The following is a 9,477-nucleotide window of genomic DNA, read 5'->3' as shown; positions in this document are numbered from 1 at the left end:
GGATTTATTCGTGCTGTAGATGCATCTGGTAAAGAGATGGTGCGTTTTGACTTATCTGGTAAAGGTTATGATCAGCAACGTTCATTGTTATTTGCAGAACTGGTTCGTGAAATTAATGGTTGGAAATTCAATGCTTTAGGTCAATCTTCTGCATCTGATAATTTTTTGGAATGGTTAAAAGAATACGTATAAAGAGATAACAATGCGCCGTCTACCAGTTTATATTTTGCTTGATACATCAGGTTCTATGAAAGGAGAACCCATTCACTCTGTGAATGTTGGTCTCCAATCTATGTTAAGCGCTTTAAGGCAAGATCCCTACGCTCTTGAAAGTGTTTATATCAGTATTATTACTTTTGATATTGAAGCAAGGGTTTATTTGTCACTTACACCTCTTGAGGAAATTCAAATTCCAGAAATTGAAGTGCCGAGTTCAGGTGCAACATTTATGGGAGCAGCTTTGGAATTACTTGCGCAGGAAGTCGAAACCAATGTTAAGAAAACCACAGCGGATGAAAAAGGTGATTGGCGGCCATTGATTTTCCTCATGACAGATGGTTCTCCTTCAGATGTTTATGCGTATCAGCAAATAATTCCTCATATCCAACAATTGAATTTTGCAACCATCGTGGCTTGTGCAGCAGGTCCAAAAGCAAAAACTGAGACTTTGTTACAGCTTACGCAGAAAGTAGTAGTACTCGATACTATGGATACCACTTCATTCTCAAGTTTCTTTAAATGGGTTTCAGCAAGTGTCGTTGCAGGAAGTAGTAGTGCAGGAATTAGTGGACCAATATCACTGCCACCACCACCATCTGAAATTCAGTTAGTGTTATAAGGGAATATTTAAATTTTTCTCGTTTGATTTTATGTTCGGATCGATGATCTTGCTTAATTGTAACGATGAATTAATAAGATCATACTTATAATAGATTTTTAATGTAAATCATAACAATAAGATGGGATGAATTATGCGCCGATTACCTGTATTTTTTGTAATTGACTGTTCAGAGTCGATGGTTGGTAAACCGTTAGAAGCAGTTCAAGAAGGTATTGATTTCATCATGAAAAGTCTCAGGACAGATCCTTATGCTTTGGAGACGGTTTATGTTTCAATTATTGCCTATGCAGGAATCGTGCGTACTCTAGTGCCATTAACTGAGTTATTTGCATATCGACATTGTGAATTACCCTTAGGTGGGGGAACACATTTAGGTAAAGCTTTAGACCATCTCGGTAAAGAAATCGATCGCTTTGTTATACGTACAACAGTAGATGTAAAAGGTGATTGGAAACCAGTTGTTTATTTGTTTACCGATGGTCGCCCTACAGATGATTATCAAGAAGCTATTTATCGTTGGAAAACAAAATACGAAGACAAAGTATCGTTGGTAGCTATTGGTTTAGGTCAAGATGTCGATTTTACTATTTTGAAACAATTTGCAGAACATTGCATTATGCTCGATCAAGTTGATCAAGCATATATAAAAAGCCTATGTAAGTGGATTAGTGCATCGGTTGTTTCGCAAAGTATTTGCGTAGGTCATCAGAATGAAAATCAACAAATATTGCCCCTTGATGAACGCTATATGCATTTGGCAAAAAATAAATTAAGCTTCCGCAAAGGCCATGCAGACGATCGTACCGTAACTTTTATAGGACGCTGTCAAAAATTGCATCATCCTTATATTCTAAAATATACACGTAACATGCAATACGATGGTCTATCTGATCTAAATATCAGTTTATATAACTTTAAATTAGACACTTGTGAAACAATTTCTGAAGATTATTTTAGCTGGACAGATCAGACTGCGGATAAGCCGACAATTAATACTGCACAGCTTGAAGGAGATGCGCAATGTCCACACTGTTATGCTGAAACAGCATTTGCTATGTGTGGCTGTGGAAATTTGATGTGCTATGACGGTTATTCTGAATATGTGGTCTGTCCTTGGTGTCATCGACAAGTGAGTTTCACTATCTCCAGTGGTGGTTTTGACCTTACGCGCGGGCAAGGTTAATTATAATTACTTAAAATTTGGCTGATATTAGATATATTGGTTAAAAATTGCTTACTGGTAAAAAGAAACAAATAATGTGTTTGAAGAGTTGATTCTTAGGAAAAAAATATATGCATGAAAAACTTGCGGTAGAAATTCAAAAAATATTACAGAGAAAAAATTTAGTATTTACATCAACATTTGTTGATTTTTTCTCAAAAGATGAACATGTTCAACAACTTGATCAGCTTTTGCTACATCTGGGTGTTGACTTTAATCGTATTATTGCTTGTGAGCAATTAGATTTATTTGCAAAAAAATCGACTTCTTTAAACCATGAATATGATTTGACAGTATCTTGTCATGATGCATCTCAGCAGCTTAACAAAAGCACTATTCTAGAAACACAGCAGATGTCTCCTAAAGAGTTAAATTCATCACTTACAGATGATCTAAAAGATGGTATCAGACTTGAGGAGTTAACTGTTGATGTAGAGATTGATAATAATACTAAGTTAGAGTTTATTAGCCAAAATGATGATGAAACAAAAATGATGGAGCATCTTAGAGAGCTAGAGACTCAAAAAGAAAATATGACTTGTGTTCAAGATGTCTTAAAAAAAATTGATACGACTCCAACTTTAGCAAAAATTACCCCACTTGATGATTCCTCTCCACAAGACCAATCTCCAACTCAGATAACAATAGAAGATAATCATTCTATGTATAGTAATGAAGTAAAGTTCCAAGTTGAAAATGCGCGTGTCGGACAGTTTTATAATTCTAAGATTTCAATTAGTTCAGCACATGACTTCAACAAGATTCGATTTAAAGCAGAAAGTTTTAGATTTGGAAAGCATGACTTTTATTTTGATGAGGAGTCCCAAACAGTACGTGGTGAACCTGAACATGCCGAAGAGTTCGAATTCACTTTCCAATATAGTATGGATAATGCAACCCATTCAGGCCGTTGCAAGCTTAATATCATCCCAGATCCACGTAGTTTATGGAAGGTGCTTGAACCTGAAGCAGGTCAACCGTTTATTAAGGATCATACAGACCAGCGCCTTATATCTACGGAAAAATTTGATTTAATTGCAGCCAGTCGTCGAGGACGCTCTCATGAACATGCAGGGACATTCCGTGACGATGATTTTAGTCTTTTTTATATTCCAGATACAGAATGGTCAGTAATCACTGTTGCTGATGGTGCAGGAAGTGCAATTTACTCACGAGAGGGCTCAAGAATTGCAGTAGATATTGTTGAAAAACAATTTTCTGGATATTTGAATGCCGCTACAATTACTTCACTTGAGGAAGATCTTTCGCAATGGCAAATAGGGCAACAAGATGAAGTAACGAAGCAAATTGCTAAAAAATTAAATGAGCAATTCTTTAATGTTTATTATGATATTTATAAGTCAATTATTGAAGAGATTGAATTGCAGGCTAAAGCATCTAATGTGCCAGCAAAAGCATTTTCAACAACTTTATTGGTGGCTGTTGTCCGCCAATATCAAAACAGAACTTTTATCAGTACATTTTCAGTCGGAGATGGGGCGATCGCTGTTTATAGAAGAGATTCGGTTCGCTTAATGAATGTAGCGGACGGTGGAGAATATGCGGGACAAACACAATTTTTAGATCGTAGTATTGCTTCAGACTTCGGCACCCGTATCAAAATTGGACATTTCAATGATATTGATGCGGTATTGATCATGACAGATGGAATCTCTGATCCTATTTTTGAGACAGAGGTTGGCTTGGGACAACATCCGTTATGGACAAAAATGTATCAGGAAATTGAACCTTTATTCCACCAGCCAGATGCAGATGTCGCATTGTTAGAATGGATGCACTTCTTTAAACCGGGTCATCATGATGATCGAACCATGGCAGTGCTATGGAATAAGAAGGCATCAGCATATCAATTAGACCAAGATTCAACAGAAGTATAAGGAACATAGTCGTGGCAGGAAAAATTGTTAAATGTACAACTGTTGATGGTCGTCCAATTGAGTTTGTCGATGAAGTGATTGGTTCTGGTGCAATGAAAGATGTGTATTTTTCACCTGATAAAAGCTATGTAGTATGCTTTTTTAGTAAGGAGAAAAATAAATTCTATGAATCCAAAGCAGCGCTTGACCAACAGAAAGAGCGCCTAAAAGAAATCGTTGGCAATAAATGGAATGGTATTTTTAATGGGGTCGGAGGAGATTATTGGAAGAATATCTACTGTTGGCCAGATGCATTAGTTGAATATAATAATCTGATAGGAATTACTGCGCCAACTTATAAAAAACAGTTTTTCTTTGAACATGGTTCAAAAAATAATGATTTTCTAAGTATTAAGGGTAAAGAAAAAGAAGGTAAGTGGTTTGCGAGTGCGAATAATCAAAATCGTTTTTTAGACGATCGGGAAAAGGGTACATGGCTCAATTATCTTAAAATTAGTATTCTAATTTCACGTGCAGTACGTCGTATGCATGCTGCTGGGGTAGCTCACTCAGATTTATCTTACAAAAATGTATTGATTGATCCAGTTACGGGAAGTGCGTGTGTCATTGATGTCGATGGCTTAGTTGTACCTGGTAAATATCCTCCTGATGTAGTGGGAACTCCTGATTTTATTGCACCAGAAGTGGTAACGACTAGTCACTTATCAAAAGAAGATCCAAAACGTTTTTTACCTAGTATTACAACAGATAGACATGCCTTGGGTGTGTTGATCTATATGTATTTGTTATATCGCCATCCTTTACGTGGTGGAAAAATCCACGATATGGATGACCCACAAAAAGATGAAAATCTAGGCATGGGGCAAAAGGCATTATTCATCGAACATCCGACAGACCACTCCAACCGTGTTCGTTCTAATCAATTAAAATCATCTCAATTACCTTGGGCAGATCCACAGCAAATTCCTTATACTGTGACAGGACCATATTTAACCGAATTATTTAATAAATGTTTTATTGATGGTTTGCATGAACCGAGTAAGCGACCTTCTGCAAATGATTGGGAAGATGCTTTAGTCAAAACCGTTGACTTAATTCAGCCGTGTTTAAATGCTAATTGTACCCATAAGTGGTATGTTTTCGATAATACTACTGCACCAAAATGTCCTTTCTGCAATACGCCATTTTCAGGTAAGCTGCCAATACTAAACTTATATTCTGCACGTCAAGAAGGAAAGTTTAGACTAGATAATCATCGTTTGATGGTATGGACCGGTCAGTCGTTATTTCAATGGCATAGCAATCATCTAGTTGCACCGAATGAACGTCTCAGTCTTGAACAAACTAAAAGAAAAGGTTATTTTATTTTTCATAATAATAAGTGGTGGTTGGTCAATGAAGGGTTAGCAGATTTGACTGACGTAACAACCAAAACAGCTATCCCGATTGGAGGTAAAATTGAGCTAAAAGATGGTGTACAAATTTTACTTTCAAAGCAAGAAGGTGGCCGTCTGGCTGTAGTACAGATGGTTGAAGCTTAGACTGAAAATGTATTGAGCATAAGTTTATCTTGGGTAGACGGTTGAGACTTACATAAACCAAAAGTTTTATAGCGTAATAAAATCATTTCTGCCCAATTGCGATGTGTAGCAGGTTCTAACATTGAGCCGTGGCTTTTAAATACACTTTTAGCATCTTGCGATAAAATTTGCTGTGCTTCATGAAATTCTTCTGTAGTTATTTGAAGGGCTTGATGAATATACGCAATTTGCGAAGGATGAATGGCAGTTTTTGTATAAATCCCATTATTCATATCTTGGCATATTTCACTCATGAGCAATTGCGTGTGGTTAATATGTTCACACACTGGCGAACTGAGTTGAAAACCAGCTGGAATAAATAAGCCTGCCAATTGTGAAATCAATATACCTACAGGGGTTTGATAAATAGTACTATTTTTAGGACGACGTAAATTTAAACAGGACAGAAGGTCATTACCTCCAATTCTTAAACACAAGGTTTTATGAAAATCATACTTGAGGGCTTGATTAAGTTCCATATTATGGCCCATATCAAAAATCTCTTTAGTTTCAAGCGTTGGCATCAGGTTGATATTAGATGGCAAAACGTCCATCCACTGTTTTAGATCGTGTAGCGTAAACTTGGGTAAAATCATACCACTGTAGGTATGATTTAATTCCCAGTCGACAATGTGTTTTGCCATCTCAATATTTCTAGGACGAATAAACATTGCAGGTGCTTTAGGATTCGGCTGTTCTAAACGTTTTTGTAATAAAAGTTTTAGGTTAACCATCGCAGTTTGTACGTCTCTTTCCAATACGGCATCTTCTAAACAGACTGCAATAGATTTAAGTATTGGAAATTTAATCCCTTCGGTAACTTCCCATAACTGCTCATGAGTTGCAGGAATGTACATGGTTGCACCAAGTTCAATCGCATGTTGCAGTTGTTTCATTTATTTTTCTCGACTTTTTTTATCAGAGTGACTGCATGGTATGGACCTAACTTGGCACCTAAAATATCTACAGGAATATTTTGTTCTTTGGCAAAATGTAACAGTAATTGTACATGGGGATTGGATGGATCACGAATTAATATTCTTTCAGGAATACGTCTTAATACCGCACGTGTCGCTTCTGCAATACTAGGTTTAATACGATTAATATTTTTAATATTATAGATGTCAGAGATCCAAGTAATCGTATCTAAACAAATTTTTTGTTGTTTGAGTCGAATATGATTATTCCAATGGGATAAATTTGTAGACGGATTCTGATTAATAATATTTAAAATTTTGTCTGTAAAATCTACTGAAATATCATGTTCAGCTAGATGTTTGTAAACTAAACAACTATGCCAATTTTTAGGCTCATAGCAATTTTTTTTTGCTAACTCAAAATTGATATGATCTTTTAAAATGGTGCGTGAGGTTAAACCAGAGACCACAGAACCTAGAATACCAAACGGAATCAGCCAATCCTCACAGCTAGCACTTAACCAAGAATAGCCACCTAAATCGGCTAAGGTGACAAGGCGAGGAATATCCCAGCCTGCATCAAATAATGCCGGATAATCTGCTAAATTTTGGGTTAACTCTCGACAAATTGCACCTTTACCTGTCCAACCATCTACAAAAACAATATTTTCCGCACCATGTTGATCAATAATGGCATGTAAGGCTGCAAAGTCGATACCGCGATCACGAATAATACTAATACCGTAATGTACGCACTGCTGATATTTTTCAATATAGTGCTTGAGCAGTACCCCTAAAGGTACACCTGCACGTACTAGACTGACCAAAATAATAGGCTGATTTTTAAATCGACTCAGTAGAGAGTTACCAATTTTCTGTACATCACAAGCCAGACGTTCAGCACCTTGCTCAAAAGCGTATTGAAAATGACGCATCTGCTCTTTTGAAGGGGGATGCTCTACACTAATCATTTGGGAGTAATGTTTTTTTCCTGATTGAATCAAATACTCTTTTTCTGCCAATGGTGTCGGTTCAATATCATCAATATTGAGTAAAAAGGTTACATCTTGCGGTCGATATGAACCATGAAAACCTAAGGTATTAAGATTGGATGCACCAGCATAATTCTTATCCATGTCCTAAATATCCTTTCGCATTATGATCTTGCATTAAACTTTGTGCTAAAAACTTATCCAATTGGCTATTTTTGGGCATACCAAACCAATCACAGCACGCTAAGAAGCCGGCATCAGATAAACTGTCGCCCCAACCTAAGATGGCACGTTCACGTTCAGGGTCATATTTGTTGATAAAAAATTCGACTGCTTTTTGTTTAGAAACAAATTTTGGAATAATCGCCAAATTATTACCATTGATATGTACGTAACAATGCTCGAGCACTTCAGCAGGTAAGTTGGCAATAATTTTAGATAAAAATAATGGTTCCGGATCATTCTGTTTGGCAACGGTATAAATTTTCCCGCCATTTTCTTCCACCGTCCAAGTACGGATTGATCCAAAAGGTTTTGCATAATCCAGTAGTGCATTGGGTAGATCATTGAGTAAGTGTTCTAACTCTGCTGTAGCTTGCTGTTGCAAAACAAGCCATTCTTGATCAACCTGTTTATTGGCCCCTAAAATGGTTCCGCCATGTGAGCAGACTGCACCGTGCTGAAAAGGAATATGTACGCGTTGTAATGCTTCTACTGACCGAGCAGTGACTGGAATTACTTCAGCAGACTCTAATAGCCAATTCACGAATATTTGCTGTTTTGGCAGCATATAAGAGAGCGGTTCACCTAATTTATCTGTAGTCGCAATTTTATGTAAAGGCGTAGGTGTGCTTTTACGATGTGTTTGAAAAAGAGTGTCATCTAAGTCAACAAAAATTAACGGCTTAACATTCATAACTAATAATTTCCAAGTTTTTTATTTGTTCAAAAAGCAGAGGGTCAACACTATCTTTAGCGGTTTCAATGATTAAAAAGACACGATCAAATTCTTGATGTTTTACGTTGTATGCATAGTTATTCATATTGAGTCCGTAATTGTCTTTAAATAAACAAATACTTTCAATGGACTGTCCTTGCATAATCGGAGAGCGAGTGGTGGAGCTAAAATAAACCTCAACACCTTGCTTTTCTAGTTGCTCTGCCATTAGGAAAGGAATCCAGGTGAATTCCCCCGAACCTAACACTAAAACTTTTTCATGCGCTTGAATGGATTCAATCTTTTGCCACACAGAACACTCCAGAAAAGTCGGTTCGCGCCCCCAGTCATTGGGTGCAATAATTTTTTGGCTTTGTTGCTGGGTTGAACTGACGTTCGGCATTTGAATATCAATTTCTTTGTTGTTATCTTGCCACTGCCAGTGACCATGTAATAAAGAAACCACTTCAACTGGAATACCTAAATCATCGGTGACTAAGTGCTGTTCAGCCCAGTTGACTAAAGTCACTAAAATAATCCTTTCAACGTGTTCTAAACCTGATTTTTTAAGACTGAGAATTAAATTTCTAAAGGTTTTACCAGTCGAAATTTCATCATCCACTAAGATAAGAGTTTTTGAACTCAGGATGTGTTGATGTTTAATAGCATCATGACTAGACAAGATAAATTGGTCTTGTGCATGGCTATGTTCTTCTAAAAACAAGCCTAATGTGGGCAAGGTTTCGACTGGATGCCGAGTAGTCGTTAAAAAAATAGCATTTTCCCCGAAATCTGGTTTCAGCTCACGATAGACTCCTGCGCCTAAACCGACTGCGGTTTCAGCCATACCAATCACACTAATGGGATAGGGCAAATTTTTAGGAATAAGAGCAGCAAGGTCTTGATAGCTTTTTTGCATAACTGAGGGTGCGACAGGAATATGTTTACCAAGAACTTTAGAAACAAATAAAAATGCACGTTTCGGATTAATTCTTTCTGCAAAGCTAAGCAAATCATCCAATTTCCATTCAGGATGATGATGATTTACTGTCGCACTAATACGGCCACGGCTTAAATCAATATGTTTTAT

The 9,477-nt window shown here is 36.9% G+C and carries 9 protein-coding genes; 5 read left to right on the top strand and 4 right to left on the bottom strand.

Annotated features, from left to right (window positions below):
* From GBI16_RS16695 to GBI16_RS16675, 5 genes are all read left to right on the top strand, one after another.
* Positions 1–192, top strand: a 192-nt coding sequence (locus tag GBI16_RS16695; protein WP_171494579.1) for a TerD family protein, incomplete at its 5' end; no start/stop codon positions are given.
* A gap of 10 nt (positions 193–202) precedes the next feature.
* A complete protein-coding gene (locus GBI16_RS16690; RefSeq protein ID WP_114392570.1) occupies positions 203–838 on the top strand; it encodes a VWA domain-containing protein in 636 nt (211 codons plus the stop codon).
* Positions 839–971: 133 nt separating this feature from the next.
* The gene (locus tag GBI16_RS16685) at positions 972–2,024 is read left to right on the top strand and encodes a TerY-C metal binding domain-containing protein (protein ID WP_123785528.1); all 1,053 of its coding nucleotides are present in this window, start codon (positions 972–974) and stop codon (positions 2,022–2,024) included.
* A gap of 110 nt (positions 2,025–2,134) precedes the next feature.
* Entirely contained in the window at positions 2,135–3,961 is a 1,827-nt protein-coding gene (locus GBI16_RS16680) for a PP2C family serine/threonine-protein phosphatase (RefSeq protein WP_123785529.1), read from the top strand.
* Between the two features lie 11 nt (positions 3,962–3,972).
* Complete coding sequence (locus GBI16_RS16675) at positions 3,973–5,502, top strand: helix-hairpin-helix domain-containing protein (RefSeq protein WP_151707503.1); 1,530 nt, start codon at positions 3,973–3,975, stop codon at positions 5,500–5,502.
* On the opposite strand, the gene GBI16_RS16670 is transcribed toward GBI16_RS16675, so the two are convergent.
* From GBI16_RS16670 to GBI16_RS16655, 4 genes are all read right to left on the bottom strand, one after another.
* The gene (locus tag GBI16_RS16670; protein ID WP_068543414.1) at positions 5,499–6,437 is read right to left on the bottom strand and encodes an HpcH/HpaI aldolase/citrate lyase family protein; all 939 of its coding nucleotides are present in this window, start codon (positions 6,435–6,437) and stop codon (positions 5,499–5,501) included. The two genes, GBI16_RS16675 and GBI16_RS16670, sit on opposite strands and share 4 nt — an antisense overlap.
* Entirely contained in the window at positions 6,434–7,594 is a 1,161-nt protein-coding gene (locus GBI16_RS16665; RefSeq protein WP_068543416.1) for a cysteine protease StiP domain-containing protein, read from the bottom strand. Before GBI16_RS16665 ends, GBI16_RS16670 begins: the two co-directional genes overlap by 4 nt.
* The gene (locus GBI16_RS16660) at positions 7,587–8,366 is read right to left on the bottom strand and encodes a hypothetical protein (protein ID WP_068543419.1); all 780 of its coding nucleotides are present in this window, start codon (positions 8,364–8,366) and stop codon (positions 7,587–7,589) included. The genes GBI16_RS16665 and GBI16_RS16660 overlap by 8 nt, the downstream gene beginning before the upstream one ends.
* On the bottom strand, positions 8,356–9,477 hold a 1,122-nt coding region (locus tag GBI16_RS16655; RefSeq protein WP_228267859.1), incomplete at its 5' end, for a phosphoribosyltransferase domain-containing protein. The genes GBI16_RS16655 and GBI16_RS16660, both read right to left, overlap by 11 nt.

This window comes from Acinetobacter sp. TUM15064, assembly GCF_008980265.1.
GTDB lineage: Bacteria > Pseudomonadota > Gammaproteobacteria > Pseudomonadales > Moraxellaceae > Acinetobacter.
This window is presented reverse-complemented; position numbering and strand designations above follow the sequence as displayed.

Excerpts from the sequence above, each read along its gene's own strand:
- GBI16_RS16690 (WP_114392570.1), top strand. The coding sequence starts at position 203 with ATGCGCCGTCTACCAGTTTATATTTTGCTTGATACATCAGGTTCTATG.
- GBI16_RS16685 (WP_123785528.1), top strand. The coding sequence starts at position 972 with ATGCGCCGATTACCTGTATTTTTTGTAATTGACTGTTCAGAGTCGATG.
- GBI16_RS16680 (WP_123785529.1), top strand. The coding sequence starts at position 2,135 with ATGCATGAAAAACTTGCGGTAGAAATTCAAAAAATATTACAGAGAAAA.
- GBI16_RS16670 (WP_068543414.1), bottom strand. The coding sequence starts at position 6,437 with ATGAAACAACTGCAACATGCGATTGAACTTGGTGCAACCATGTACATT.
- GBI16_RS16665 (WP_068543416.1), bottom strand. The coding sequence starts at position 7,594 with ATGGATAAGAATTATGCTGGTGCATCCAATCTTAATACCTTAGGTTTT.
- GBI16_RS16660 (WP_068543419.1), bottom strand. The coding sequence starts at position 8,366 with ATGAATGTTAAGCCGTTAATTTTTGTTGACTTAGATGACACTCTTTTT.